The organism is Desulfovibrio sp. SGI.102 (genome assembly GCF_050314315.1).
In the GTDB taxonomy this organism is placed as follows: domain Bacteria; phylum Desulfobacterota; class Desulfovibrionia; order Desulfovibrionales; family Desulfovibrionaceae; genus Desulfovibrio.
In genome coordinates this window covers 1-25,613 of sequence record NZ_JBNPNC010000041.1, presented here as the reverse complement: position 1 = coordinate 25,613, position 25,613 = coordinate 1, and the positions used below count along the sequence as shown (strand labels likewise).

The following is a 25,613-nucleotide window of genomic DNA, read 5'->3' as shown; positions in this document are numbered from 1 at the left end:
TAAGGGAGACTTATGTCTCATTTTCAAACCCGCGTCAAGAACTTTTTTGCCATCCGGGAAAATTTCTTTTCCCGCCGCCCTTTCGGACGTGGCCGGCTCGTTGGCGCGAACGGTTTTATACGCCTTTTCAACTCCACCGTCAAGCATTTTTCCGCAAAAAATTTGTGGATTTGCAAAAAACTGAGGCAATTTTAGACTAACTACCTATAATAATATAAAAATCAATTATACATCCATCATATTCCATTCTTTCAAAGTTTGGGCTCGCATAGACTTTTCTCCGGCAGGTTTCCCCTGCCCTCCCTGATCTTCACATGAACAGGCACAACCAGTTTTTTCCTCGTGTACCGCAGGCCCTACCCTTTTCTTGCTGGTGAGGAAATGAGTGGAAGCAAAAAGCCTCCTCTTTCGCCGTAATACTTTCGTTTTTCCCGTCAGGCAAAAATCTCCCTGAAAAACTATGCCACTTTCGGCAGCAGGTATCCAAGAATGCCACACTCCCTTGCGATCCTTCTGCTTGAGGCAGCCAATCTCCCAAATTCCTGCAAAAAAGGAGGGGCTCCAGAAAGCCCCCCCCTCATAGCGGCGACGTTACCCGTCACCGGACGTTCAGCGTATATCGGGTCTAATCCCAGACCACCAGACCGATCTGGTAGGCTGCTACGGAGACGGCAAAGGCCAGCAGCGTATTGAAGACCATGCTGAAAATCAGCCAGCGCCAGCCCCCGGCCTCACGCTGGATCACCACCAGGGAGACAAAGCAGGGCGAGTACAGCAGGACGAAGAGCATCAGGGAAAGGGCCGTAGCCTTGTTCCAGTTGGGATTGCTCTGCAGCAACTGGCCCAGGCTCTGGGCATCTTCGGGGTCCACGTCACCGAGAGAGTAAGCCGTGCCCATGGTGGAGACCACGGCTTCCTTGGCGGCCACACCGGCCAGCAGGGCGATGTCCGTGCGCCATTCGAAACCGGCGGGCAGGGTCAGGGGTTCGATGGCCTTACCCAGGCGGCCGGCATAGCTGTAAGCCAGTTCGGCGGCACCCTTCTCTTCTTCCAGCTTGGTGATCTGCTCTTCTAGGGCAGCGCGGCCTTCGTCTTCGGCAGGCAGGGCTTCCATCTGGGACGTGAGCTGCTCGATCTGCGTGTCGAACTTGGCCGATTCGGCTTCATCCAGCTTGGGATAGGTCAGACCGGCCCAGATGATGATGGAGATGGCCAGGATCACGGTACCGGCCTTCTTCACATACATCCAGGTACGTTCCCAGCAGTGCATGAGCACGCTAAACAGGGTGGGCAGACGATAGGGGGGCAGTTCCATGACGAAGGGAGTCGCCTCCCCCTTGATGATGGTGGAGCGCAGCAGGCGGGCCACCAGCAGGGCGAATACCCAGCCGGACAGCATGACCAGCATCATCACCGTCGGGGCCTGATCCCCAAAGAAGGCCGCAGCCAGCAGCAGGAACACGGGCAGCTTGGCGCCGCAGCTCATGTACGGCAGCGTCAGCAGGGTCGCCAGCTTTTCCTTGGGGCTGCGCAGGGTACGCGTGGCCATGGCGCCGGGGATGGCGCAGCCACCCGCGATGCCGCCCGCGATGATGTAGGGCATGACGGAGGCGCCGTGCAGGCCGAAAGCGCGGAAGATGCGGTCCATCATATAGGCGATGCGCGCCATGTAGCCGCTGTCTTCCAGGAAGGCGATGAGAGCGAACATGATGACGATGAGGGGCGCGAAGCTGAGCACGCCGCCCACGCCGCCGATGATGCCGTCCACCACCAGGGATTGCAGCTCCCCTTCAGGAATGATCCCGGCAAAGAATTCGCCCAGTGCGGCGCAGCCGTCTTCCACCCAGCCCTGGGGATAGGCGCCGACCTCGATGGTCACATAGAACAGGGCATACAGTACGGCCAGCATGATGAGCGGGCCGAAAAAGGCATTGGTCAGCACCTTGTCCAGCTTGTCGGAAAGGGCCAGACGGTCTTTGCCCGCATCCTGGCGCACCACACCGTCACGCAGCAGCCCGCGGATATACCCGTAGCGGGCATCCGTGATGTAGGCTTCCATGGAGATGTTGTGCCCGGTACGGATGTGCTCGGCCACCTTGCGGCGTACGGCATCAAGTTCCGCCGCCGCCTCGCTGCTGGCCTGGTGCACTTCCTTGCGTATCTCGGCGTCACCTTCCATGAGCTTCACGGCGATCCAGTGGGGCGCGTACTTTTTCAGCAGGCCTTCACGGTTGATGATGGCACACATGGCCCGCAGACCTTCGTCGATGTCCGCGCCGTAATTGAGCTCCAGCACCTGGTGCCGGCCTTCGCCAGCCAGGCGCACCGCCTCACCGAGAGCCTGCTGCAGGCCTTCGCCGGTACGGGCCACGGCGGACACCACAGGGATGCCCATCATCTCGGACAGGCGCTCCATGTCGATATGCACGCCGGCCTTGCGGGCTTCGTCCATCATATTGCAGACCAGCACCACAGGCAGGCCCATCTCCATCATCTGTACGGTCAACAGCAGGTTGCGCTCCAGAGCCGAAGCATCCACCACGTTGATGACGGCCTGGACATCGCCGCTGCCCAGTTCGGCTCGGGCGACCAGCTCTTCCATGGAATAGGCGGTCAGCGAATAGGTCCCGGGCAGGTCCACCAGAGTGATGTCGGCGTTGCCGTGGCGCACATGGCCTTCCTTGCGGTCCACCGTGACGCCGGGGTAGTTGCCCACATGCTGCCGCGCGCCTGTATAGGCATTGAACACCGTGGTCTTGCCACAGTTGGGATTGCCTGCCAGAGCGATCCGCAACGCTCCCGTGGTCATTTTTCCCTGACCACCATCAAACCGGGCTTCAGCACTCATTCCAAAAACTCCTCTTTGAGGCCTTGTGTGACTAATTGGCAAAACAAAGGTAAGGGTTCGAAAAAACGAATTTCATTTCCCGAACCCTACCCAACTTGAAAATGAATGTCAATATTTATGAAGAGAACAAACAATCCCGAAGACTGGACACGCCGCAGGAGTGCACCAGATGGATGGGGATATTGCGGGAGCGGGCATGCAGCAGAGCCTTGCGCTTGGCTTCATGCGAGACTTTGTTGGTGAACACGATGATGGCATCAGGGTTGCCGATCTTGTCCATAAAATTCCGTTCGTTACGGCTGATGCATTTGAGGGTTGCTCCCCCCTGACGGGCAGCGGCGATATAGTCCTGCTTGAGTCTGTCCATTCCGCCGATGAGAGTGACGCACATATATGGCTCCTTATCTTGTTTTCACGCTCAGCCCCCACTTGCTGCAGATCCAACCTAATTGAAAACAAATTTCAATGTCAATAAAAAATCAACAACTCCTTAAAAAAGAGGAGCCGTCCCTGCTCTGACAGAGATGGCTCCTCTTTTCCGGTAAGGGCAACACGCGATACCGCCCTCACCTAATTCTGAAAAAACAATATATCCCTATGTGTTACTTCCAGCGTGCAATAAATTCGGCCGCTGGTTTCCCGGCATCCAGATACTTCAGCAGGGCACTGCCGAAGACCACGGCATCAGGCAGGGTGTCCGGCGGCAGCCCCTGCATCTGTTCCGGCTGCTCCAGACCGAAGCCCAGCGCCAGCGGCAGGCGGAACACGGAGCGGGCCCGCTGCAGGGTCTCGGCGACCTGCATCTCCATGTGGGCGCGCTGCCCGGTGGTCGCCATGGCCGAGACCACATAGACATAGCCTTCGCTGACATCCGCATACAGGCGCATCCGTTCCTCCGGCGTATTGGGACCCACCAGAGCGATCAGGGCCAGGCTCTGTGCGGCGAAGATGCGGCGGATGTCCCCGGATTCCTCAAAGGGCAGATCCGGGATGATGAAACCATGCACACCGGCCTCGCGGGCCTCCACAGCCAGCTTTTCCAGACCGTATTGCAGGAAGGGGTTCAGGTAGCCCATCAGGACGATGCCCGCACGGAAGACACCGGCGCGCAACTTCAGCTCTTCCATGATCCGTTCCAGACAGACACCGTCGCTCAGCACCCGGCGCGAGGCCTCCTCCACCACTGGGCCGTCGGCCACAGGATCGGAAAAGGGGACACCGATCTCGATGATGTCCGCCCCGCTCTCATCCAGTTCCACCAGAGCGGGCCAGAAGCGTTTTTCATCCGGGAAACCGAAGGTCACGAAGGGGATCAGGGCATGACGTCCGGCGGCACGGGCCTCACGGATCTTTTCTTCAAGGATATGCATGACGAACTCCCGGAGCGGCCGTTGACGACCACTCCCGTTATGGCTGTTGTTATATGGCTCTCTGCCGGCTTTTCCCGAACGACAGCAAGGCATGAGCCTGTTTTCCCTCTCCACGCACGCGGGGGATGTACATCCCCGCGCGACTCCCCTGCCCGTCCGTTGCCGGAGGCTCTATTCCGCGGATGGCGCTAGCAGATGTCCCCGCTTTCCGGCAGGTTCAGGGCTTTGCGCACGATGGCCAAGTCCTTGTCTCCCCGGCCGGAGAGGTTGACCACCACCTTGCTGCCGGGCTCGAACTCTTCGGGATGATCCAGGACCCAGGCCAGAGCATGGGAAGATTCCAGGGCGGGCAGGATACCTTCGGCATGGCACAGCTTTTCAAAGGCGGCCAGAGCGCGGGCATCACGGACCATCACATAACGCACACGGCCCGTCTTGTGCAGGAAGGCATGCTCAGGCCCCACACCGGGATAATCCAGCCCGGCCGAAACAGAGTGCGAAGGCTCGATCTGGCCGTCACTGTTCTGGAGCAGCATGGTACGGTTGCCGTGCAGCACGCCGGGGCTGCCCAGATTGAGCGGCGCGGAATTGAAGCAACCCGGCTCGCCCGTACCGGCGGCTTCCACCCCGATGATGCGCACGCGCTCGTCCTCCAGGAAAGGATGGAACAGGCCGATGGCATTGGAGCCGCCACCCACGCAGGCCACCACGGCATCCGGCAGGCGCTGGGCACGGGCCAGCATCTGTTCCCGCACTTCCTGTCCGATGACCTGCTGGAACATGCGCACCAGCGTGGGGAAGGGGTGCGGTCCCGCAGCTGTGCCGAAGCAGTAATGCGTGGTCTGCTGACTGACGATCCAGGCACGCAGGGCCTCGTTGATGGCATCCTTAAGCGTGCGCGAACCACTTTCCACCGGGTGCACGGTGGCCCCGAGCAGGCGCATGCGCATGACGTTGGGCGCCTGCCGCTCCACATCTTCCGCCCCCATATAGATGGTGCAGCTCATGCCCAGACGGGCGGCCGCCACAGCCGTGGCCACACCGTGCTGCCCGGCACCGGTCTCGGCCACCAGAGCGGTCTTGCCCATATACTTGGCCAGCAGCGCCTGCCCCAGGGTGTTGTTGATCTTGTGGGCGCCGGAATGCAGCAGGTCTTCACGCTTGAGCCACAGTTCAAAGCCCAGTTCTTCGGAAAGGCGCGGACAGAAGGTCAGAGGCGTGGGCCGCCCCGCATAATTGTGCAGCAGATCCTGCAACTCGTCCTGGAATTGCTGCGTCGGCATGATGTCCCGCATGGCGGCTTCCACTTCCAGCAGCGGCGGCATCAGCAACTCAGGAACGAAACATCCCCCAAATTCGCCAAAATAGCCTTTCTTCATGGTCGTTCTCCACTGTATCTGAACTGTATCGTATTTTATAACTTTTATCCGTCCGGCTCTCCAGCCCTGCCGGGATCAGGCCGTCAGGCCCGTCTGGAAGGATCTGCCGGAGCATCCCGGAAAACTTCTTCGACAAGGCGGGCCATATCCGTCATGGCCCGGGCATCCTTCTGCCCCGGCGCATCTTCCACGCCGGAATTGCAGTCCACGCCGTCCGGACGGCACGCCGTCAGCGCCTGACGGAAGTTGGCGGGCGACATGCCCCCGGCCAGCAGCCAGGGATGGGGCAGGTGCAGGCCGCCCAGCGTTTTCCAGGCCAGCGTGTGACCGCTGCCGCCGCCTGACCTGCCGGCATCCAGCAGGTACAGGGCACAGCTGTCGGCATACTGTCCCGCCGCGACTTCCAGAGCGGCCGTATCACCATACCGTTGCGGCCACAGCACCCGGATCACCCGCTCCGCACCCAGCTGACGGGCACAGTCCACGGACTGGTCTGCATGCAGCTGGGCCATGTCCAGTCGCGCCAGCCGCATGATGCGGGCTATCTCGTCACTGTCCTGCCCGGTGAAGACGCCCACACGCACCATGTCCCCGCTCTCCAGGCGGGAGACCGTCACGGCATCCACACAACGGGGGCTGCCCGCATGGAACACGAAGCCGCAATGCGTGGCCCCCAGCCGGGCTGCCAGCGTCACATCTTCCTGCCGCCGCAGACCGCAGAATTTAAGCAGCATGATGCCCGTCCTCCCGGCCGCGGAGCAGCCGCCGCAGCGCGGCACCGGGCTGCCCTTCCTGCATGAGGGCCGTCCCTACCAGAGCGGCGGAGAATCCGGCCCGGGCGGCTTCTTCCAGATGCTCGCGGCGATCCATGCCGCTGGCAGCGATCCAGATCTCGCCCCGTTCCGGCGGGCATTGCCGTGCCAGCTCCAAGCAGGCCTGTCTGTCCACCCGCAGCGTATCCAGATCGCGGGCATTGACCTGGATGATGCGCGCCCCGCTCTCCCGGGCCAGCACCAGATCCTTTTTGCCGCAGACTTCCACCACGGCCTGCATGCCGAGGCTTTCCGTCTGTTCCCGCAGACGACGCAACAACGCGGCATCCGGGGTAAGGGCCACGATGAGCAGCAGGGCCGCTGCCGGAGTGGCTGCCGTAGCCCGCACCTGCAACGGATCAAAGATAAAATCCTTGCGCAGCAGGGGCGTCCCGGGGCAACAGGCAGCCGCCCGCCCCAGAAAATCCAGCTCACCGGCAAAAAAACGCCGTTCCGTGAGGATGGACAGGGCCCCTGCCCCGGCCGCCACATACTGCCGGGCAGCCTCTTCCACCGTCAGGCTGCGACAGATGGGCCCGCGGGACGGTGAAGCCTGTTTGAATTCCGCGATGACGGTCAGCGGCACGCCTGCCTCCCGTCGTTGCAGGGCCGCGATAAAATCGCCGCGCTGCCCGCTGAAGGGAACAGGCAGGGCCCCTTTCCTTTCCTGCTGCCGCAACCGTGCCACTTCGTCCGCCTTGGCCCAGAGGAAACGCTCAAGCAGCATGGAGGACCCTCCTTCCCAGACCGGCACGCACAGCTTCACGGGCACGGGCCATGCAGACATCCAGCGGCATCCCTTCTTCCATGAGGAAGATGGCCAGCCCCACATTGAGGGCCACCATGTCGCGCATGGGACGCGGGCCTTCGCCATCCAGCAGACGGCGCAGTACTGCCACAGCCTCCTCGCGGCTCTCTACCGCCAGATCCTCCGGCGTGCAGCTCTGGAAGCCGAAGTCGGCCGGATCCAGCTCCAGCGGCCGGACGCTGCCGTTGTGCAACAGCATGGCCGTGGCCGGGCCCATGGGCGTCAGCTCGTCATAATTCCCGGCCCCGCAGACCACCGCCGCCCGGTAAAGCGCGGACTGCGACAGGGTATCGGCCAGAAGAGGCACCAGCTCGGGCCGGGCAACCCCCATGAGCAAATGGCTGGGCCGGGCCGGATTGATCATGGGGCCCAGCAGATTGAACAGGGTTCGCACCCCCAGCTCCTTGCGCAGCGGGCCGATATTCTTGAATGCCGGGTGGAAATGCGGGGCGAAGAGGAAGGCGAAATTGCGTTTGGCCACCATGTCCGCCACCGCCGCGGGATCGGTATCCAGCGGGATGCCCAGGCTCTCCAGGGCATCGGCACTGCCGCAGGTGGACGAGACCGCCCGGTTGCCGTGCTTGACCACCTTGTAGCCCATGCCTGCCAGCACCAGCGACGTCGCTGTGGAGCAGTTGAAGGAATGACGGCCGTCACCGCCGGTCCCCACCACATCGATGCACGGGCCCGAGATGCCTTCCACGCGCACGGCGCGGGCCAGGGCAGCCCGGGTGGCGTGGGCCAGTTCCAGAGAGCTTTCTCCCTTCATGCGCAGCCCCATGAGGAAGCTCCCGGCCTGGGCAGGCGTCAGTCTGCCGTCCATGAGCGCCCCGAAGCTGCGGGACGCCATGTCCGCCGTCAGGTCTTCCCGCCGCGCCAGATGCTCCAGCACCTCTGCCATGCCGCCGTCCCGTCCCTGCCGGGGCAGGATGGCCTGCGGGAAATTGCCCAGCAGGCGCAGCCCGTCCGGCGTCAGGATGGATTCGGGGTGAAATTGCACGCCCACCCATGGCCTGTCGCGATACTGCAGGGCCATGACCTCGCCTTCAGGGGCGCGGGCCGTCACCGTGAACAGCGCATTGCCCTCCCCTTCTCCGGCATGGACCACCAGCGAATGATAGCGGGCCACCTTCATGGGATTGGGCAGACCTTCGAACAGGCCGCTGCCGTCGTGCACGATCTCGGACTGCTTGCCGTGCATGATGCAGGGCCCCACATCCACCCGCGCCCCGGCGTGCAGGCCCAGCAGCTGATGGCCCAGGCAGACGCCCAGCACCGGTACATGGTGCGGCAGGCGGCGCAGGAATTCGGGGCAGAAGCCCGTCTGCGAGGGATGTCCCGGCCCGGGCGAGATGCAGACCATCTCCAAAGAGGGATCCGCGGCCATGTCCAGGATGGCGGGATCGTCATTGCGCAGCACCACGGGCTCGTGCCCCAGGGCGTAGAACGCCTGGACCAGGTTGTAGGTAAAGGAATCGTAATTATCGATGAGCAGGAACATGGTCGTCACCCTCTTCAAGCACAAGGCGCATGATGGCTGATTTGTTGCAAACTTCTTTCCACTCCAGAGCGGCGTCCGAATCATGGACGATGCCGCCCCCGGCCTGCCAGAACAGGCGCCCTTCACGGCTCCACATGCTGCGAATGGCGATGCCCATGTCCAGATCCACGCTGTCCTTATCCAGTCCCAGCCAGCCGATGCAGCCCGCATAGGGCCCGCGGGCACGGCCTTCCAGGCTACGGATGATCTCCATGGCCCTGACCTTGGGCGCCCCGCTCACCGTCCCTGCCGGGAAAGTGGCCGCCAGCACGTCCAGGGCATCGCGCCCGGGGGCCAGACGGGCCGTGACCCGGCTGGTCAGATGCATGACATGGGAAAAACGCTCAACATCCATGCAACGCTCCAGGTTCACGCTGCCGGGCTGGGCCACCCGGCCAAGATCGTTGCGCCCCAGATCCACCAGCATCACATGCTCGGCCTGTTCCTTGGGGTCGCTGCGCAACTCTTCCGCCAGCCGGGCGTCTTCCAGATCATCCCGGCCGCGACGGCGCGTCCCGGCGATGGGCGACAATTGCAGACGCCCCTTTTCGCAGCGTACCATGACCTCTGGCGAGGCCCCCCAGAAGCAAAAATCTCCCAGGCGCATGAAAAACATGTACGGCGAGGCATTGTAGCGACGCATGCGCCGGTACAGCACGAAGGGATCCCCTTCGCAGGCCACGGAAAAATTGACGGAAGGCACCACCTGTATGGCCTCGCCCTGGTGCAGCATGGCCTTGATCTTTTCCACCATGGCCTTGTAACCGGTCTCTCCGGGATCGGCACGGACATCGCCGCGGACAGTGAAATTTCCTTCCGCCCCGCGGCTGCCCAGCACCTTTCGGTGTCCGCCCAGGCTGATCTGGCACAGCCTGTTGTACAGATGGTCGAAGACCAGCTGCGTCCCGGGCAGCACCAGCATGCTCTCCGCCTCTTCCGGCGGCATGACCGCGGCCAGACGGGGCTGGAACAGGGAGGCCATACCGAATCCCACCCAGCCGTAGAGGGCTCGGGTTATGGCCGGAAGGCCTTCGATCTGCGCCGGGGCCTCCAGGTGCAGGTTCTGCATCAGGCGGCGCAGACCTTCCACAAAAGGCAGCCCCTGCAGGACGGAGAGAGGGGCAAGACGCTCATCCTTGATGCGCAGATCCAGCCGCCCTTCATGGCAGCGGACATACAGGGCCATATCGCAGGCCAGGACACTGTAGCGTCCCCAGCGGCCGTCCACCTCCGCGCTTTCCAGCAGGATGCCGTCCTGTTGGCCCACCATGCCCAGATACAGGCTGATGGGCGTATCCATATCGGCGGGCAGCCAGCGGGCCTGCTGCTGCAGGGAAACGAGAGGAGCATGGGAGGCCGAGTCGGAAAGTGTGGTCGTATTCATAGGGTCATTCCTTCAAAACATAAAAAAAAGCGCCGCTCCCCTGTGGGGGAACGGCGCTTGCTCAATGCATGTGACGTATCAATCGCAACAGGCTATGCCTGCACGTCCCCCGTACATTGACTCGCGCGCCACCAGAAGGTGCGGAAGCAGATGTTGGAGAAAGTGCACGACATGGAAATAATCCTGTTGGTTAAAAGTTCTTTACGTAGAAAATCACAATTCTTTTCGGCTGTCAATTATTTTCCGAAAAGGATTTCCTGATAGCTGGGCAGATCCCACAGGTCATCGGCCACGCGGGTCTCCAGCAGGTCGGCATAGCGCCGCACTTCGCCCATGATGGGCAGCACTTCTTCGCAGTAGCGGGTGGCGCGGGCCAGGAAGTCGCCCTTGCCGTCCACACTGGCCAGCGTGGCTTCCAGGCTGCGGGTGGCATCCTGCAGGCCGCGCAGCTGCTCGGTGACCTCGTCCAGCGTGATGGTACGGAAGTCCTTGCCAATAGCCTTCATGCGGGCCGCGGTCTCGGCCAGTTCGCCCTGATAACGCATGGCCGCGGGGAAGATTATGGTCCGGGCGATGCGGATGGTCAGGATGGCTTCGGTGCGTACGGTCTTGCAGTACTGCTCCAGATAGATGTCATAACGGGCCTTGAGCTCGGCACGGTTCAGGATGCCCAGACGCTCGTACAGGTCGATGACTTCGGGACGAATCAGCTCGGGCATGGCCTCGGGCGTGGTGCGCAGGTTGGACAGGCCACGACGTTCGGCTTCGGCATGCCAGATGCTGGAGTAGCCGTCACCGTTGAAGATAACGGCGCTGTGCTCTTCGATGACATGCTGCACATAGTGCTGGATGGCCGTGTTGAGGTCCTTGCCGCGGGCCAGGTCGCCTTCCAGGAAGTCGGCCGCATGGCCCAGCGAATCAGCCATGATGGCGTTCAGGGCCGTGATGGAATCGGCCGCGGACTGGCTGGAACCCAGGGCGCGGAATTCGAAGCGGTTGCCCGTGAAGGCGATGGGGCTGGTGCGGTTGCGGTCACCGGGGTCCGTGGGCAGGGGCGGTAGGGTATCCACGCCCACGTTCATGACGCGGCCGCTCTTGCTGTTGGCGGCATCGTCGATACGACCGGCACGGAAGGCTTCGAACACTTCCGTCAGCTGATCGCCCAGGAAGATGGACATGATGGCCGGCGGGGCTTCGTGAGCGCCCAGACGGTGGTCGTTGCTGGCGCTGGCCACAGTGGCACGCAGCAGGCCGCCGAACTTGTGCACGGCGCGGATCATGGCCGCACAGAACACCAGGAACTTGGCATTGGCGTGCGGGGTCTCGCCGGGGTTGAACAGCGTGCCCAGCTCGGCATTGCCGATGGAGTAGTTCACGTGCTTGCCCGAGCCGTTGACGCCGTAGAAGGGCTTTTCGTGCAGCAGGCACTTGAGCCCGTAGCGTTTGGCCACGTTGCGCAGGGTGGACATGATGATGTGGTTGTGGTCCACGGCCAGGTTGCTGGCCTCGTACAGAGGCGCGATCTCGTACTGGCTGGGAGCGGCTTCATTATGGCGGGTGCGCACGGGCACGCCCAGCTTGTAGAGCTCGCGTTCCACTTCCATCATGTAGGACAGCACGCGCTGGGGAATGACCCCGAAGTACTGGTCACTGAATTCCTGGCCCTTGGCCGGACGGGCGCCGAACAGCGAACGTCCTGCCACCTGCAGGTCGGGACGGGCGAAGTTGAAGTTGTGGTCGATGCAGAAGTATTCCTGCTCCAGACCGGCGTAGGAGACCACAGGCAGCTTGGTCTCGATGCCGAACAGCTTCAGCACGCGGCGGGCCTCACGGTTGAGGGCCTGGCCGGAACGCAGCAGCGGGGTCTTCTTGTCCAGGGCCACACCGGTCCACGAAAGGAACATGGTGGGGATGCACAGGAAGGTCCCGTTGGGGTTTTCCATGATGTAGGCGGGGCTGGTCACGTCCCAGGCCGTGTAGCCGCGCGCCTCGAAGGTGGAGCGCAGGCCGCCGGAGGGGAAGGACGAAGCGTCGGGCTCGCCGCGGATCAGCATGGCGCCGGAGAATTCGGCGATGATGCGGCCCTGGCCGTCAGGCATCAGGAAGCTGTCGTGCTTTTCCGCCGTCTGACCGGTCAGGGGGTAGAAGATATGGGTGAAGTGGGTGGCACCCTTTTCGATGGCCCAGTCCTTCATGACGGCGGCCACGGTATCGGCGATGCCGGGATCCATGCGTTCGCCGAATTCGATGGTCTTGTGCAGGGCCTTGTAGACATCCTTGGGCAGGCGTTCACGCATCACCTTGTCGGTGAACACGTTACAGCCGAAAATGTCGGTGGGCTTGGTATCGTAAAAGTTCAGCGGCGACGCTTCCGGCTTGTAGGTGGTGATGGCCTGAACGGCACTTCTGCGGGCGGAATTGCTGCTCATGAAAGCTCCCTTGTCAACGTCCGGGAACCTAGTTGACGCTGACGATTTCGATTTCGAAGGTCAGTTCCTTGCCGGCCAGGGGATGGTTGGCATCCAGGGTGATCTCTTCGTCCGTGACTTCGGTGATGGTCACGTCCATCTGGCCCTGTTCATTGGAAAGCTGCAGCGGCACGCCCACGGTCAGCGGGATATGGTCGGGCACCTGGGCGCGGTCCACGGTGAAGACCAGCTCGGGATCGCTTTCGCCATAAGCCTGGGACGGGGGAATGGTGACGGTCACGGTCTCGCCCGCTTCGTGGCCCATGACGGCGGCTTCGAAGCCGGGGATGAGCATGCCTTTGCCCATGGTGAATTCCAGGGGTTCGCGTTCGCGGGAAGAATCGAAAACAGTGCCGTCGCTGAGAGTGCCGGTGTAGTGCACACGCAGGGTGTCGCCATTCTTGATAGCCATGGATACTCCGTATGATTCGGGCAAGCCCGGTTGATTACAAAAAAGAATGCGCGGCAAAGGGCCGCGTGAAAGGCTGGAACCCGGATGCCGTCAGGGCATTTTCCACCGGTCCGCTGTTTTGGAATAAAGCAGGGGGGCTGCCATGTCAATGCGGACCGGCCCGCCCTCCCCTTGCGGCATGGCCCGGGCGGCCATGAAATCGTCCTTGCCGCGGGCCTGCCATCTTGACAGCCGGGGGAGGCAACAGCATATATTGAGCGCCCAAACAATTCCTGAGCCGGCCAGAGCCGGCAGCCTTTCAGACCAAGGAATCCCCTATGTCCCAGATCCGCTCCAGCTATACCGACAGTATCAATTTTTATGGTGGCCATTCTCCTCTGGATCTGGCCCAACAGTTCGGTACGCCGCTCTATGTCTATAATGAGACCGTGCTGCGCCAGCGCTGCCGCGAACTCAAGGCCCTTTCCTCCCTGCCCGGCTTTGGCGTCAACTATTCGGTCAAGGCCAACACCAACCCCGTGCTGCTGCGCATCATCCGCGAAGAAGGCCTGGTGGTGGACGCCATGAGCCCCGGCGAGCTGTACATGGACCAGCTGGCGGGCTTCACCGCCGACGAGATCCTCTACATCTCCAACAACATCTCTGAAGACGAGCTGCGCAATGCCGTCCGGCACGGCGTGCTGATCAGCGTGGATTCCCTTTCCCAGGTGGAGACCCTGGGCCGCGTCAATCCCGGCGGCAAGGTCATGGTGCGCTTCAACCCCGGTATCGGCGCCGGCCATCACGCCAAGGTCGTCACCGCCGGCAAGGAGACCAAGTTCGGCGTCTCGCCGGAACTGCTGGACGACCTGTTCGCCATCCTGAAAAAATATGACCTGCATCTGGCCGGCATCAACCAGCACATCGGCTCCCTGTTCATGGAGGCCGACGGCTACATCGCCGCTGCCGAGGTCCTGCTGCATCTGGCCGAACGTCTGCCCGCCGACGTGCTGGAAAAACTGGAAGTCATCGACTTCGGCGGCGGTTTCGGCATCCCCTACCACAAATACGAAGACCAGCCCCGTCTGGACATGGACGACCTGGGCAGCCGCCTGCACGGCCTCATCAGCGGCTGGGCGGAAAAGACCGGCTACACCGGCCGCTTCCTGGTGGAGCCCGGCCGCTATGTGGTGGCCGAATGCGGCGTCCTGCTGGGGAGCGTCAACGCCACCAAGACCAACGGTGACAGACGCTATGCCGGTACCGACCTGGGCTTCAACGTGCTGGTGCGTCCCGCCATGTACGACTCCTTCCATGATGTGGAAGTGTACCGTCAGGGCGCGCAGGGCCCGGATACCGAGACCGTGGAACAGAGCGTCGTGGGCAACATCTGCGAAAGCGGCGACATCCTGGCCAAGAACCGCCAGCTGCCCCTGCTGCATGAAGGCGACGTGCTGGGCGTGCTGGACGCCGGGGCTTACGGTTTCGTGATGTCCTCCTCCTACAACCAGCGTTGCCGGGCCGCCGAGATCCTGATCCAGGCCGACGGCAGCGTGCGTCTGATCCGCCGCCGCGAGACCCTGGAAGATCTGGCCGCCTGTTACGAGGGCCTGCTGTAATCCTGGGCCGCCTGCCTGATTTTCACGAAGGGGGAAGGGGACTTTTCCAGCGGGAAAGCGCCCTCTTCCCCCTTCGAGCGCTTCGGCCCGCTACGATCGCTCCTCCTTTTTCCTTGCAGTGACGGCGTCCTGCCCTGCCCGGCAGTCCACGGGACCTGATCCCCCATCAGGGCCACAGTTTTTGCACGTCGCCTGTCCCCAGCTCTGCTGGGGCGTACGACTCCCCGATACGCCGGTGCGCTGCCGTTCACGGCCTGCCGCCGGGCTGCCGGAGCAGGAAGCCTTCCCGGCCAGAGCCCCCTTGCTGTCCATCAACCTTTTCCGTGTCAGCCGCACGCAAACATCTTTGGAACACCTCATGCCGGAACCGGATCTCAGCGTTTCTCCCCGTGCCATATGGAAGCTCACCTGGCCGCAGATGCTCATGATGTATCTGGTCTTCTTCATGGGCTTCATCAATATCTGGGTGGCCGGACGCATCAGTGCCGACGTGCAGGCCGCGCTCGGCATGGTCAATCAGTGCGGCCTGTTCCTCATGGTCGTGGCCATGTCCATGTCCAGCGGCGCCACGGCAGCGGTCAGCCAGTCACTGGGGGCCAAGCGCATGCGCCGCGCCCAGCGCTATGTGGGCACCACCGTCCTGGGCAGCCTGCTGGCCGGCATCCTGGTGGCCCTGCTGGGCTGGCAGCTGGGCAGCCCCATCCTGCGCGTCCTCCAGGTCCCGGAGCGCATCCTGCCGGTCACCGCCGGTTTCTGGGACATCACCATGCTGGCCCTGCCCGCCCAGTATGTCTACGCCGCCACCGGCGTCATGTTCCGTGCCACCCGGCAGGTCCTGCCGCCGCTCTGGGTGGCGGCCACGGTCTGCGTCTTCGACCTGCTGGGCTGTCTGGGGCTGGGCCTGGGCTGGTTCGGCCTGCCCTGCATGGGCTATATGGGCATCGCCTGGGCCAATGCCGGTGCCCAGTGTCTGGGAGCCGTGGCCAACTGTTTGCTGCTCTGCCGTGCCGGTTACCTGTGCCGCCGGGCCATGCCCACCACTCGCTGGCTGCGGGCCGGTCTTCCCTACCTGCTCAAGGTGGCCCTGCCCGCGGGCGCGGCCCAAATCGTCTGGCAGTCCGGCTACCTCATGCTTTTCGTCCTGGTGGCCTCCCTGCCTTTCGACAGCATCAACGCTCTGGCGGGCCTCACCGCCGGTCTGCGCATCGAGGCCCTGCTCTTCCTGCCGGGCATGGCCTTCAACATGAGCGTCTCCGTGCTGGTGGGCAACTGTCTCGGCATGGGCGAGCCCGCCAAGGCAAAGCGCGTCGCCCTGCAGATGATCGTCATCGCCTCGCTGGGCATGAGCGTCGTAGCGGCCCTGCTCTGGCCCTTCCGGGCCGAACTGGCGGCCCTGCTCTCCCACGAGGCGGGCACGCAGGCCCAGATCATCAACTATCTGACCTACAATCTGCTCTCCACGCCCTTTTCCATCGCCAGCACCGTCATGGGCGGCGTCATGGTGGGCGCGGGCGCCACACGCTACAATCTGATGGTCTACGGCGGCACCTTCTGGCTGGTACGTCTGCCGCTGGGCTGGCTGCTGGGCCACTGGCTGTGGGGCACGGCCTCCGGCGTGTTCCTGGCCATGCTGGTCTCGCAGTGTTTACAAACGGCCATCATGTTTTATGTTTTACTGTACCGCGACTGGGCCCGCTTTGCCATGCGCGCCCGGCACCATCACGACAACAGATAACAACAGGTTCCCCTGATGAAGAATCTTTCTTTCACTCCCGTCACCCTGGACGGTCGTTCCGAATTCTACGAACTGTGGCACAAGACCCCGCGTCGTTCCCTGGACTACAGCCTGCCCAATATCTGGGGCTGGCAGCAGTATTTCGGCCTGCAGTGGGCCTTTGACGGCGATCTGTGCTGGCTGCGCCAGACCGTGCCCTTCGTCACCTACTGGGCCCCTGTGGGCGACTGGGACGCCGTGGACTGGGCTGCCAGCGGCATCGACGACGCCTGCCGCAGCTTCATCCGCGTGCCCGAAGAACTGCTGGAGCGCTGGCGCGCGGCCCTGCCGGACAAGGTCGAAGAGCATGATTCGCGCGGCCAGTGGGAATACCTGTATCTGCAGAGCGATCTGGCCACCCTGCCGGGCAACCGCTACCATAAAAAGCGTAACCACCTGCGCGGCTTCGAAAAGGCTTACGGCATCGACTACCGGCCGCTGGACGATGCCATGGTGGAAGACGTGCTGGGCCTGCAGGACGACTGGTGCCAGTGGCATGAATGCGAGGACTCCCCTTCCCTGCGTGCCGAGAACGAAGCCATCAACCGCGTGCTCTCCCACTGGGAGCTTCTGGACGGCCTGTGCGGCGGTTCCCTGTATGTGGACGGCCAGATGGTGGCCTTCAGCGTGGGGGAAGCACTGGACGAAAAGACGCTGGGGGTCCATTATGAAAAAGGGCTCAACGGTTTCCGCGGCGTCTACCAGACCATCAATGCCTGCTTCTCCCGAGAGGCGGGCAACGGCTTCGAGCTGCTGAACCGGGCCCAGGATCTGGATGAAGAAGGCTTGCGCCAGGCCAAGATGACCTATCTGCCGACGGACTTTCTGCGCAAGTATCAGGTGAGCTTCAAATAAGGGGGCATCATGACTCGGTCTTTCCTCTGGACAGGGGTACGGCTGGCGGCGCTGTGTTCGCTGCTGTTGCTGGCCGCCTGCGGCGGCAAACAGATCCCGCCGCGTGACGGCATCCCTTCCCCGCATCTGGGCACCATCCGTGACATGCGGAGCTTTCCGCAGGATCTGACCGTGTTCGCCCAGCAGGCCGGTGCCGACACGCCCCTGCTGGACAGCCAGGCCCAGGCGGAGCAGGACGCGCGCTTCAATCGCATCTTCTTCGGCCCCTGGGACATGCGCAAGACCTCCATCCGCAAACGGGACGTGGAGATCTATTTCCGCAAGGCCAAGGGCTACAAATACGGTGACGTGCGCTGGACCCAGGACGAATGGGACGCCATGCGTGCCAACGCCGGTCTGAAGAGCTTCCCCAACACGGCCATGTACGGCATCACGGTACGCAATGCCGACCTGCGCGAGATGCCCAGCCATACGCCGCGTTTCAGCGAGCCCACGCCTGACCCGCGCATCAATCCTTTCGACTACTTCCAGTATTCCCTGCTGCCGGTGGGGACGCCGGTCTTCATCGCCCACACCAGCCGTGACGGCAACTGGTATTATGTGGAGACCCCCGTGGCCGCGGGCTGGGTGGACGCCAATGATATCGGCATCGTGGACGAGGCTTTCGAGGCCAGCTACAAGACCGGCAGCTATGTGGCCGTGCTGCGCGACAACGTCCCCCTGCCCGGCAGCCTGGCCGGACAGGTCAATATCGGCACTGTCCTGCCTCTGGCCCCGTCCCAGAGCGACAACACCCGCCTGGCGGTGCTGGTCCCCGTCAAGAACGGCAGCCGGGCGACCGTGGTCACACTGACGCTGGCCCATGAAGACGCCGCCATCAAGCCCCTGCCCATGACCCCGGCGCAGGTGGCCCTCATCGGCAACGTCATGATGGGGCAGCGCTACGGCTGGGGCGGCATGTTCGGCGACCGCGACTGCTCCGCCCTGACCCGCGAGCTGCTGACGCCCTTCGGCATCTGGCTGCCCCGCAACTCCCTGTCCCAGGCGCGCAGCGGACGGCGCATCATGCTGGACGGCATGAGCATCAAGGAAAAGGAAAAGGCCATCCTGCGCGACGGCGTCCCCTTCCTGACCCTGGTCTGGCTGCGCGGGCACATCATGCTCTATGTGGGGCCCTACAAGGGGCGGCCCGCCATCTTCCACAACGTCTGGGGCGTGCGCACCGTAGAGGGCGCCAGCGACAACGAGCGCTTCGTCATCGGCCGTGCCGTGGTCAGCTCCATCACGCCCGGCAGCGAACTGCGCAATCTGTACCGCACCACCACCTTTGGTGACCGCGTGAACAGCATCACCGTCCTGGGAGGCCGTTGATGAGCGGGGAAAGCCCTCGTCAGCTGGACTTCCGCGTGGCGGGCGCTCTGGTGGGGCAGCGGCTGGACAAGGCCCTGTGCGGTCTGCTGCCCGACCTCTCACGGGCCGCCGTGCAGCGTGCCATCACGGCCGGTGCCTGCCGCATCGACGGGCTGCCGGTCTCCACGGCGTCCCTCAAGCTCAAGGCCGGCCAGGAGGTCCGTCTCGATCTACCCGATACGGCCAACGAGCTTCGCGCCGAAGACGAAGCGGTGGACATCCTCTGGCAGGACGAGCATCTGCTGCTGTGCAACAAGCCCGCGGGCCTGACGGTCCATCCCTGTCCGTCCTGCCCGGAAAACACGCTTGTCCAGCGCCTGCTGCACCACTTCCCGCGTTTGCGGGAACAGGAAGGCCTGCGCCCCGGTGTGGTCCATCGTCTGGACAAGGACACCAGCGGCCTTTTGCTCGTGGCCCTGGACGAGCCCACCCGCCTGCGCATGAGCGAGGCCTTTGCCCGGCGGGAAGTCCACAAGGAGTATCTGGCCCTAGTGCAGGGCGTGCCCCCGAAGACGGGCACCTGCCGGGAACCTCTGGGCCGCCATCCTACCGCCAAGGTCAAGATGGCCGTTGTCCCGGAGAACCGGGGCGGCAAGGCAGCCCACAGCGACTGGCGCGTGCTTTGGAGCAGCCCGCGCAAGGATTTCTCGCTGGTGGCCGTGCGCATCCATACCGGACGCACGCACCAGATCCGCGTCCACATGGCGCATGTGGGCCATCCCCTGCTGGGCGACGCCCTGTACGCCCCGGCCCCTGTGGCGGCCCGTGCCCCACGCCAGATGCTGCATGCCTGGCACATCAGTTTTTGCCATCCCCTGTCGGGCGAGGCGCTGGAATTTTTCTGCCCGCCGCCCGACGACATGCTCCGGACCATCCTGAACAACAGCAGCCGCATGCAGCGACTGGTCATCACCGGCAATCCCGGTTGCGGCAAATCGACCCTCACCCATGCCCTGGAAGAGACGGGCCTGCCCACGGTCAGCGCCGATGCCCTGGTGGCGCAGCTCTATGCCGCCGGTGGGGAGATGGCCGATTATCTGGGCCGCCGCTTCGGGGAACGTCTGCTGGAGGATGACGGCAGCGTGTGCAAACCCGCTTTGCTGGAGGCCATGCAGCAGGCCCCCGGCCTGCGCAAAGAAGTGGAGCAGATGGTCCATACCCTTGTCCGGGACGCCATCCTGGCCTTCTGGGACAAGGCGGAAGCCGAGGGCAAGGACTGCGCCGTGGCGGAGATCCCCCTGTATTTCGAATGCGGCTGGCATAAGGCCGGTCTGCCCGGTGCCCTGAGCCTGACGGTACGCTGCCCGCGCGAGATCCGCCTGCAACGCATCATGGCCACCCGCGGCTGGAGCGAAGAAAAAGCCGCGACTCTGGAAGCCTGGCAGTGGCCAGCCGAGCGCAAGGAAGCCGCCAGCGATCTGGTGGTGGACAATGCCGGGACACCGGCGGACCTTCGCGCCCGCATCCCTGCCCTGCTGGAACAGCTGACCGCTCTGCGGCAACAGGCACAGGATGATATCCTCCGGCAGGTCACGGCCTGCTGGCAGGTCAAATGACGCCATCCCCCGTTTCGATCACAAGTTTATCGCAAGCACTATGAGCAGCAAAAAAATAGCCAAGACCAATGCCGCGCGCCTGCTGGAGCGTCTGGAGATCCCCTTCACCCTGCATCAGGCCGATGTGGACGAAAGCGACCTTTCCGCCGTGACCATGGCCCACAAACTGGGCGTGGATCCCGGCTGCGTTTTCAAGACCCTGGTGGCCCGCGGTGACAAAACAGGCGTCATCATGGCCTGCATCCCCGCCGCGGCGGAACTAAACCTGAAGGCCCTGGCCACGGCATCCGGCAACAAGCATGTGGAGATGGTCCACCTCAAGGAAGTCCTGCCCCTGACAGGCTACATCCGCGGCGGTTGTTCGCCGCTGGCAGCCAAAAAGGATTACCCCGTCTTTCTGGATGAGCATGCCATCCTCTGGGAGCAGATCTATATCAGCGCCGGACAGCGCGGGGTGCAGCTCTGCCTTTCGCCGGACGACCTGTGCCGGGCCACCGGCGCCACCATGGCCGAGATCGCCAATAATGCAGACTGAAACAGTTTGCAAAAGACAGTAAAAAAGTCTGAGACGTCCTCTCCTGCCTGTCCCTGACGGAGCAGGAGCAGCCCATCAGCCACAACGCAAAGAGAGCGGGCCCCCTGCGGGACCCGCTCTCTCATTTTGTACAGTCTTGTTATCACTTAGGCCTGAGCCAGCGCCTGCGACAGGTCTTCCAGAAGGTCGTCGATATTTTCCAGACCGACGGACAGGCGGACCATGCCAGGCGTGATGCCAGCTTCCGTGAGCTGCTCGTCACTGAGCTGGCGATGCGTGGAGCTGGCCGGATGCAGGACACAGGTACGGATATCGGCCACATGCACCTGCAGGGACACCATCTTCAGGCTGTCGATGAAACGGGCCCCGGCGTCGCGGCCGCCCTTGAGCGAGAAGGAGATGACGCCGCTGCAGCCCTTAGGCAGGTATTTTTCGGCCAGGGCCTTGTCGTGGCTGTCCGGCAGCCAGGGGTAGCAGACGCTCTCCACCTTGTCGTGCCCGGCCAGGAAGGTCGCCACAGCCTCGGCATTGCGGCAGTGGCGTTCCATGCGCAGGGGCAGGGTCTCCAGGCCCTGATTGATGTAGAAGGCGCCCTGCGGCGTCTGGCAACATCCCAGGTCACGCATGAGCTGCACGCGGGCCTTGACGATGTAAGCGGCCTTGCCGAAGGCCTTGGTATAGATCAGGCCATGATACGAGGCGTCGGGCTCGGTGAATTCGGGGAAGCGCCCGGAAGTCCAGTCGAACTTGCCGCTGTCCACGATGACGCCGCCCATCTGCAGGGCATGGCCGTCCATGTATTTGGTGGTGGAGTGGACGACGATGTCGGCACCGAAATCGAAGGGACGGCAGAGCACAGGCGTGGCAAAGGTATTGTCCACGATCAGGGGCAGGCCGTGACGATGGGCCAGGGCCGCGATGCGTTCGATGTCCAGCACGTCCATGGAAGGATTGGTCAGGGTCTCGCCGAACACGGCCTTGGTGTTGGGGCGGATGGCCTTCTCGATCTCGGCGTCATCGGCCCGCTGGTCCACGAAGGTCACTTCGATGCCCATTTTCTTCAGCGTCACGGCGAACAGGTTGAAGGTGCCGCCGTAGATGCTGGCCATGCTGACCACATGGTCGCCGCTCTGGGCCATGTTGAGGATGGCGATGAGGATGGCAGCCTGTCCCGAAGAGGTGCACAGGGCGCCGACGCCGCCTTCCAGAGCCGCGATTTTCTGCTCCACGGCGTCCACCGTGGGATTGCCCAGACGGGTGTAGAAAAAGCCGGAAGTTTCCAGGTCAAAAAGCTTGGCCACTTCGGCCGTGGAGTCATAAGTAAAGGTCGTGCTCTGCACGATGGGCAGTACCCGGGGCTCACCGTTCTTGGGGGTATAGCCCGCATGCAGGCAAAGCGATTCGGTTTTCATGGGTTCCTCGTTCCGTAAAAAGTCCATTCGGCAGCGTCTGCCGGCCTTTTTTCTTATCTGATGGATAGGAGAAACACAAGCCGCAGCGCCCCAAAACAAAAGCCCGTCCTCAGGGAAGACGGGCAACGACCTTTCGCAGGTCTAGATATCTTCGGGCAGATGTTCCTCGGTATACAGGGCGAACCCGGCCTCGCGCAGCATGCGTGCCCACAGCCCGTCACCGGGACAAAGGGTACGGCTGAACGTGCCGTCATAGATCTGCCCCACACCGCAGGAGGGCGAACGCCGTTTGAGGATGGCCGCCGTACAGCCGTGCCTGCGGGCCGTCTCCATGGCCAGGCGGGCCCCCCGGAGGAAATCCTCCGTCAGATCCCTGCCATCCTGCGACAGGACGCGCCCTTCTCTGATCTCGCACGGCGGGCGGGGCACGGGCAGGCAGGCCAGCCCTTCAGGACAGGCCGTGACGGCCTCTCCCCTGCGCACCAGTTCCTGGACCGCAGCACAGGCGTTGCTCCCGCCGTCATAGCGGCAAAATTCCCCGGCCAGACAGGCGCTGACCACAAAACGGCATACGGGCGTCGTCATCACAGCTCCGCATTCCGGCGCTGGGCTATGGCCAGTTCGCGCCGCTCGGCCATCCCGGCTTTGACGGCATGCTTCATGGCCTCCTCGGCAGACTGTACCACAGGGACATTGGTGTAATACAGGGCACCGCTGTCCAGCCCGTTCTCTTCCTGAACGCGGTCATAATGCTGCCAGGCAGGGCTCAGGGCCACAAGGCGCGGCGTGATGACCGCGAAAAAGACCCACAGGCCGACGCCCCAGAGGACAAGCTTGCCCATCTTGAAGATTCTGTCATTCATGAGGATCACCCTACACCGGAACATCCGGGAAAAAAAGGGGGCCGTTCCCGGAACGGCCCCCCTTGATTGCAGATGAAGCTTAGATCTTGGCCGTGATTTCGGGGAAGACCTTGTAGAACATGATCCAGGCCATGAGCAGCGTCAGGGCCAGGTTCAGGGACTGACCGCAAACATAGAGCAGGATGGGCTTGCCGCCCTTGAAGTACTTGCCCAGTTCGCGGAAGTTGGTGGTCAGACCGATGGACACGAAGGCCAGGGCGAAGAACCAGCCGCGCAGGGGCACGGAGATCTTGTTGATGCCGTTATCCACCAGCATCTTGCCCACATCAGCACCCAGGGAGGAGCTGACCACGGACATGACGATGGAAGCCGTCAGGAAGCCCAGCACGAACTTGGGGAAGCGGTGCCAGATCTCCATGGCGCTGACCTTCTGGCCTTCCTGCACGTCCACCTTGGCGCACCAGTACATGGCCACGCAAAAGGCCGTCACACCGATGAGCACGTTCTGGATCATCTTGACCGTAGCGGCCACCTGCAGGGCCTTGGGACCGATGAAGGCACCGGCAGCGGCCACGGCGCCGGTGGCGTCCACGGTACCGCCGATCCAGGCGCCGCCCAGGACCTCAGGCATACCCACCCAGTTGATGAAGGCGGGCATGGCCACCATCATGATGGCGGTGAAGGTCAGGGACAGGCCGATGGACAGGGTCAGTTCTTCCTTCTTGGCGCGGCAGGCAGCGGCGGTGGCGATGGCCGCCGAGGTACCGCACACGGACATGTCGGCGGAAATGACCATGTTCAGGGTACGGGAAGGCATCTTGAGCACCTTCTGGCCGAAGATGAAGGTGCTGATGAGCACGATGGGGGTGACCACCCAGGCCACGAAGATGCCGGGGATACCGATGGCCAGGATCTTGTGGAACAGCACTTCGGCACCCAGCAGCACCAGACCGGCCTTGATGAAGTATTCCACCTGGGCGCCGTCCTTGACCAGCTTGGGCGTGCCGATGGTATTGGCGATGATCATGCCGATGACGATGGACCAGATCTCGGCGTTGATGCCGTACAGGCGCATGGTCTTCTGGTTGCCCAGGATGTTGGCCAGCACGCAGAGGGCGTAGATGATGAGGAAGGAGACGAAGAACTTGCCGGGGTTCATGCCCATGAACACGGCACCGACGGTGCACAGGGCGCCCAGCACCAGACCCAGCACGATGAGGGTGGGGATGCGGTTGAAGGGCTTGGCCAGACCGGAAACGGCCTTGGAGGCCTTCTTTTCGGCGCTCTGCCAGGAGTCGATGGCGGCCTTGGCGGCATCATTCAGACCGGCGTCCTGATAACCGGCAGCGGCGGCGGCATCCTGGGCGGCCTTGGCCGTGGCCAGAGCCTCGGCAGCGGCCTGCTTGGCAGCTTCGACCTTGGGCTTGAGGGCGGCGTTGCGCTCATCCGCGCGGGCCTGATCCATCATCAGGGCATCCAGAGGATTGTCGGTCCAGCGGGCGGGCTTCTTCAGATAAGCGATGACATCAGCCACCTGGGACTGCTTCTGGGCCTGCACGTTTTTCTGGGCGGCAGTGGCCTTGTACCATTCGATGGTCTTGAAGGGCTTGCTTTCCTCAGCCTTGATGATGGTCTCGTATTCGTTGAACTTGGCTTCCAGGGCCGGACGCTGGCCAAAGCACAGCCATGCGGCCACGATCAGGAAGAAAAAGCCAATCCAGATGGCCCAGTAGTCTTCCTTCTTCCACAAGTCGGACCACTGCGACTTGGCACGGTCGACAACGACTTCGTTGTTTTGTTCCATAACAGACAACCTCCGTTTGCGGCCGGGCTGCTCCCCGCCACGTCGTATTGAAAATAGCAACAAGAAGGCTTCTTGCGGAGCGTTCCCTCCCATCCCGAAAAAAGACAGCGGCTTTTTTCACAAACCATCTTGCTCTTGCGGCGCGCACAGGCCGCACATCCCAAGGATAATACCGGGCAAAGAGGCAAAGTAAAGTAAACTATTCTCACAGGATAGAAACATTCATCCCATCATGTCGCCATGGAAAATCAACAGGTTAGATATCATGTGAAATATTTTGTAATGCGGCATCCCGTGACTGTGCCAAAGGGCACTTCCCTCCTGGCCGCTCCCGCATTTTTTCTGCCGGATACGAAGCCTTAAAATTTTTTCGATTTTTTTGTTGACAAGAGAGCCGGTTTTGCGTAGGTTCCATTTTCGCGATGGGCTGTCGTTCAATTGGCAGGACGGCGGATTCTGGCTCCGCTAATCAAGGTTCGAGTCCTTGCAGCCCAGCCATCACAACTTCATAGTGCGTCCCCATCGTCTAGCCGGCCTAGGACAACGGCCTTTCACGCCGTCGACAGGGGTTCAAATCCCCTTGGGGACGCCAACGAAATCATGCCCTTACGAGAAATCGTAAGGGCTTTTTTCGTTTTGAGGCATTTTCAAAAAATGTCCGTGCACCCCAGCGGCTATTCAGCTGCGATCCCTACCACACTCTCCCAGACATGCTACTCCGGCCGCCGTGTAATCCGACACCACGAACATAGCGGAACACCTGCCCCCTGCCGCGCTCTGGCATT

Annotated in this window: 21 protein-coding genes and 2 tRNA genes; 9 read left to right on the top strand and 14 right to left on the bottom strand. The window is 62.6% G+C overall.

Annotated elements, in window-relative coordinates; translation table 11 throughout:
- Positions 1 to 200, top strand: a 200-nt coding sequence (locus ACQRCJ_RS09305; RefSeq protein WP_427799672.1) for a hypothetical protein, incomplete at its 5' end; no start/stop codon positions are given.
- A gap of 425 nt (positions 201 to 625) precedes the next feature.
- Here ACQRCJ_RS09305 and feoB read toward each other — a convergent pair.
- The 10 genes from feoB to ACQRCJ_RS09255 form a co-directional block, all read right to left on the bottom strand.
- On the bottom strand, positions 626 to 2,848 hold the full coding sequence (gene feoB, locus ACQRCJ_RS09300; protein WP_427799671.1) for a ferrous iron transport protein B: 2,223 nt from the start codon (positions 2,846 to 2,848) through the stop codon (positions 626 to 628).
- Positions 2,849 to 2,963: 115 nt separating this feature from the next.
- Positions 2,964 to 3,239, bottom strand: coding sequence for a DUF2325 domain-containing protein (locus ACQRCJ_RS09295; protein ID WP_168936005.1), 276 nt, complete (start codon positions 3,237 to 3,239; stop codon positions 2,964 to 2,966).
- A gap of 211 nt (positions 3,240 to 3,450) precedes the next feature.
- The gene (trpA, locus tag ACQRCJ_RS09290; protein ID WP_427799670.1) at positions 3,451 to 4,218 is read right to left on the bottom strand and encodes a tryptophan synthase subunit alpha; all 768 of its coding nucleotides are present in this window, start codon (positions 4,216 to 4,218) and stop codon (positions 3,451 to 3,453) included.
- A gap of 188 nt (positions 4,219 to 4,406) precedes the next feature.
- A complete protein-coding gene (gene trpB / locus ACQRCJ_RS09285; RefSeq protein ID WP_204626237.1) occupies positions 4,407 to 5,597 on the bottom strand; it encodes a tryptophan synthase subunit beta in 1,191 nt (396 codons plus the stop codon).
- Positions 5,598 to 5,680: 83 nt separating this feature from the next.
- A complete protein-coding gene (locus ACQRCJ_RS09280; protein ID WP_302261514.1) occupies positions 5,681 to 6,331 on the bottom strand; it encodes a phosphoribosylanthranilate isomerase in 651 nt (216 codons plus the stop codon).
- A complete protein-coding gene (locus tag ACQRCJ_RS09275) occupies positions 6,321 to 7,136 on the bottom strand; it encodes an indole-3-glycerol phosphate synthase TrpC (RefSeq protein WP_289616663.1) in 816 nt (271 codons plus the stop codon). The genes ACQRCJ_RS09280 and ACQRCJ_RS09275 overlap by 11 nt, the downstream gene beginning before the upstream one ends.
- Complete coding sequence (gene trpD / locus ACQRCJ_RS09270; protein ID WP_418734910.1) at positions 7,126 to 8,718, bottom strand: anthranilate phosphoribosyltransferase; 1,593 nt, start codon at positions 8,716 to 8,718, stop codon at positions 7,126 to 7,128. Before trpD ends, ACQRCJ_RS09275 begins: the two co-directional genes overlap by 11 nt.
- On the bottom strand, positions 8,699 to 10,141 hold the full coding sequence (locus ACQRCJ_RS09265; protein WP_418734911.1) for an anthranilate synthase component I family protein: 1,443 nt from the start codon (positions 10,139 to 10,141) through the stop codon (positions 8,699 to 8,701). The genes trpD and ACQRCJ_RS09265 overlap by 20 nt, the downstream gene beginning before the upstream one ends.
- 236 nt (positions 10,142 to 10,377) lie before the next feature.
- Positions 10,378 to 12,570, bottom strand: coding sequence for a glutamine synthetase III (locus ACQRCJ_RS09260; RefSeq protein WP_168935998.1), 2,193 nt, complete (start codon positions 12,568 to 12,570; stop codon positions 10,378 to 10,380).
- Positions 12,571 to 12,598: 28 nt separating this feature from the next.
- Entirely contained in the window at positions 12,599 to 13,021 is a 423-nt protein-coding gene (locus ACQRCJ_RS09255; protein ID WP_006004972.1) for an FKBP-type peptidyl-prolyl cis-trans isomerase, read from the bottom strand.
- 317 nt (positions 13,022 to 13,338) lie between these two features.
- Between ACQRCJ_RS09255 and lysA the strand changes: the two genes are divergently transcribed.
- From lysA to ybaK, 6 genes are all read left to right on the top strand, one after another.
- The gene (gene lysA, locus ACQRCJ_RS09250) at positions 13,339 to 14,619 is read left to right on the top strand and encodes a diaminopimelate decarboxylase (RefSeq protein ID WP_204626233.1); all 1,281 of its coding nucleotides are present in this window, start codon (positions 13,339 to 13,341) and stop codon (positions 14,617 to 14,619) included.
- Positions 14,620 to 14,977: 358 nt separating this feature from the next.
- Entirely contained in the window at positions 14,978 to 16,354 is a 1,377-nt protein-coding gene (locus tag ACQRCJ_RS09245; protein ID WP_204626232.1) for an MATE family efflux transporter, read from the top strand.
- Between the two features lie 15 nt (positions 16,355 to 16,369).
- Complete coding sequence (locus ACQRCJ_RS09240) at positions 16,370 to 17,248, top strand: DUF2156 domain-containing protein (protein WP_168935995.1); 879 nt, start codon at positions 16,370 to 16,372, stop codon at positions 17,246 to 17,248.
- Positions 17,249 to 17,257: 9 nt separating this feature from the next.
- Positions 17,258 to 18,619 carry an NlpC/P60 family N-terminal domain-containing protein gene (locus tag ACQRCJ_RS09235; protein ID WP_168935994.1) on the top strand — a complete coding sequence of 454 codons (1,362 nt, stop codon included), beginning with the start codon at positions 17,258 to 17,260 and terminating at the stop codon, positions 18,617 to 18,619.
- A complete protein-coding gene (gene coaE, locus ACQRCJ_RS09230; RefSeq protein WP_168935993.1) occupies positions 18,619 to 20,214 on the top strand; it encodes a dephospho-CoA kinase in 1,596 nt (531 codons plus the stop codon). The genes ACQRCJ_RS09235 and coaE overlap by 1 nt, the downstream gene beginning before the upstream one ends.
- A 40-nt stretch (positions 20,215 to 20,254) precedes the next feature.
- Positions 20,255 to 20,749 carry a Cys-tRNA(Pro) deacylase gene (gene ybaK / locus ACQRCJ_RS09225; RefSeq protein ID WP_168935992.1) on the top strand — a complete coding sequence of 165 codons (495 nt, stop codon included), beginning with the start codon at positions 20,255 to 20,257 and terminating at the stop codon, positions 20,747 to 20,749.
- Positions 20,750 to 20,895: 146 nt separating this feature from the next.
- Here ybaK and ACQRCJ_RS09220 read toward each other — a convergent pair whose 3' ends face one another.
- The 4 genes from ACQRCJ_RS09220 to ACQRCJ_RS09205 all read right to left on the bottom strand — a co-directional run bounded on the left by ACQRCJ_RS09220 (position 20,896) and on the right by ACQRCJ_RS09205 (position 24,828).
- Positions 20,896 to 22,161, bottom strand: a complete 1,266-nt coding sequence (locus tag ACQRCJ_RS09220; RefSeq protein ID WP_304014793.1) for an O-acetylhomoserine aminocarboxypropyltransferase/cysteine synthase family protein — start codon at positions 22,159 to 22,161, stop codon at positions 20,896 to 20,898.
- 141 nt (positions 22,162 to 22,302) lie between these two features.
- Positions 22,303 to 22,746, bottom strand: a complete 444-nt coding sequence (locus ACQRCJ_RS09215) for a DUF523 domain-containing protein (RefSeq protein ID WP_297138535.1) — start codon at positions 22,744 to 22,746, stop codon at positions 22,303 to 22,305.
- Positions 22,746 to 23,024, bottom strand: a complete 279-nt coding sequence (locus ACQRCJ_RS09210) for a hypothetical protein (protein WP_168935989.1) — start codon at positions 23,022 to 23,024, stop codon at positions 22,746 to 22,748. Before ACQRCJ_RS09210 ends, ACQRCJ_RS09215 begins: the two co-directional genes overlap by 1 nt.
- A gap of 79 nt (positions 23,025 to 23,103) precedes the next feature.
- On the bottom strand, positions 23,104 to 24,828 hold the full coding sequence (locus ACQRCJ_RS09205; RefSeq protein WP_168935988.1) for a YeiH family protein: 1,725 nt from the start codon (positions 24,826 to 24,828) through the stop codon (positions 23,104 to 23,106).
- A gap of 423 nt (positions 24,829 to 25,251) precedes the next feature.
- On the opposite strand from ACQRCJ_RS09205, the gene ACQRCJ_RS09200 reads away from it, so the two are divergent.
- A tRNA-Gln gene (locus ACQRCJ_RS09200) sits at positions 25,252 to 25,326 on the top strand.
- Positions 25,327 to 25,343: 17 nt separating this feature from the next.
- A tRNA-Glu gene (locus ACQRCJ_RS09195) sits at positions 25,344 to 25,420 on the top strand.
- The last annotated feature ends 193 nt before the right edge of the window (positions 25,421 to 25,613 follow it).

Coding starts and splice junctions, on each gene's coding strand:
- trpB (WP_204626237.1), bottom strand. CDS start 5,597: ATGAAGAAAGGCTATTTTGGCGAATTTGGGGGATGTTTCGTTCCTGAG.
- ACQRCJ_RS09215 (WP_297138535.1), bottom strand. CDS start 22,746: ATGACGACGCCCGTATGCCGTTTTGTGGTCAGCGCCTGTCTGGCCGGG.
- ACQRCJ_RS09295 (WP_168936005.1), bottom strand. CDS start 3,239: ATGTGCGTCACTCTCATCGGCGGAATGGACAGACTCAAGCAGGACTAT.
- lysA (WP_204626233.1), top strand. CDS start 13,339: ATGTCCCAGATCCGCTCCAGCTATACCGACAGTATCAATTTTTATGGT.
- coaE (WP_168935993.1), top strand. CDS start 18,619: ATGAGCGGGGAAAGCCCTCGTCAGCTGGACTTCCGCGTGGCGGGCGCT.
- ACQRCJ_RS09210 (WP_168935989.1), bottom strand. CDS start 23,024: ATGAATGACAGAATCTTCAAGATGGGCAAGCTTGTCCTCTGGGGCGTC.
- ybaK (WP_168935992.1), top strand. CDS start 20,255: ATGAGCAGCAAAAAAATAGCCAAGACCAATGCCGCGCGCCTGCTGGAG.
- ACQRCJ_RS09280 (WP_302261514.1), bottom strand. CDS start 6,331: ATGCTGCTTAAATTCTGCGGTCTGCGGCGGCAGGAAGATGTGACGCTG.
- ACQRCJ_RS09255 (WP_006004972.1), bottom strand. CDS start 13,021: ATGGCTATCAAGAATGGCGACACCCTGCGTGTGCACTACACCGGCACT.
- ACQRCJ_RS09205 (WP_168935988.1), bottom strand. CDS start 24,828: ATGGAACAAAACAACGAAGTCGTTGTCGACCGTGCCAAGTCGCAGTGG.
- ACQRCJ_RS09275 (WP_289616663.1), bottom strand. CDS start 7,136: ATGCTGCTTGAGCGTTTCCTCTGGGCCAAGGCGGACGAAGTGGCACGG.
- ACQRCJ_RS09235 (WP_168935994.1), top strand. CDS start 17,258: ATGACTCGGTCTTTCCTCTGGACAGGGGTACGGCTGGCGGCGCTGTGT.
- ACQRCJ_RS09245 (WP_204626232.1), top strand. CDS start 14,978: ATGCCGGAACCGGATCTCAGCGTTTCTCCCCGTGCCATATGGAAGCTC.
- trpD (WP_418734910.1), bottom strand. CDS start 8,718: ATGTTCCTGCTCATCGATAATTACGATTCCTTTACCTACAACCTGGTC.
- ACQRCJ_RS09220 (WP_304014793.1), bottom strand. CDS start 22,161: ATGAAAACCGAATCGCTTTGCCTGCATGCGGGCTATACCCCCAAGAAC.
- ACQRCJ_RS09240 (WP_168935995.1), top strand. CDS start 16,370: ATGAAGAATCTTTCTTTCACTCCCGTCACCCTGGACGGTCGTTCCGAA.
- feoB (WP_427799671.1), bottom strand. CDS start 2,848: ATGAGTGCTGAAGCCCGGTTTGATGGTGGTCAGGGAAAAATGACCACG.
- trpA (WP_427799670.1), bottom strand. CDS start 4,218: ATGCATATCCTTGAAGAAAAGATCCGTGAGGCCCGTGCCGCCGGACGT.
- ACQRCJ_RS09260 (WP_168935998.1), bottom strand. CDS start 12,570: ATGAGCAGCAATTCCGCCCGCAGAAGTGCCGTTCAGGCCATCACCACC.
- ACQRCJ_RS09265 (WP_418734911.1), bottom strand. CDS start 10,141: ATGAATACGACCACACTTTCCGACTCGGCCTCCCATGCTCCTCTCGTT.